Below are 272 nucleotides of genomic sequence, written 5' to 3'. Positions count from 1 at the left end.
TTGATTTTATCAGCTGAAACTGTACTATCTGTGCACATCAAAATATTATGTTTACAAGAAGAGTGCGGTCAGATAATGCTTTAGTAATGGGTGAAATGGATGTTATTAGACAGATCGATGTTTTTGATAAAGAAAGGGAATGGCTGGTTGAAGAGATCGTTTTAACCTCATTTGACCTATTGGTCATGCAAAAACGCTTTGAAGTAAAGCCGAATGATCCACTTATGTACGACCCATATGAGATTACTTCTGCAACCGCTGACTTATTCCCG

The 272-nt window shown here is 37.5% G+C and carries 1 protein-coding gene; it reads left to right on the top strand.

Annotation, left to right across the window (positions count from 1 at the left end; translation table 11 throughout):
* Positions 1 to 47: 47 nt before the first annotated feature.
* Positions 48 to 272, top strand: a 225-nt coding sequence (locus E1176_RS00030; RefSeq protein ID WP_155208564.1) for a DUF7683 domain-containing protein, incomplete at its 3' end; no start/stop codon positions are given.

The organism is Fulvivirga aurantia, from assembly GCF_009711475.1.
GTDB lineage: Bacteria > Bacteroidota > Bacteroidia > Cytophagales > Cyclobacteriaceae > Fulvivirga > Fulvivirga aurantia.
This window is presented reverse-complemented; position numbering and strand designations above follow the sequence as displayed.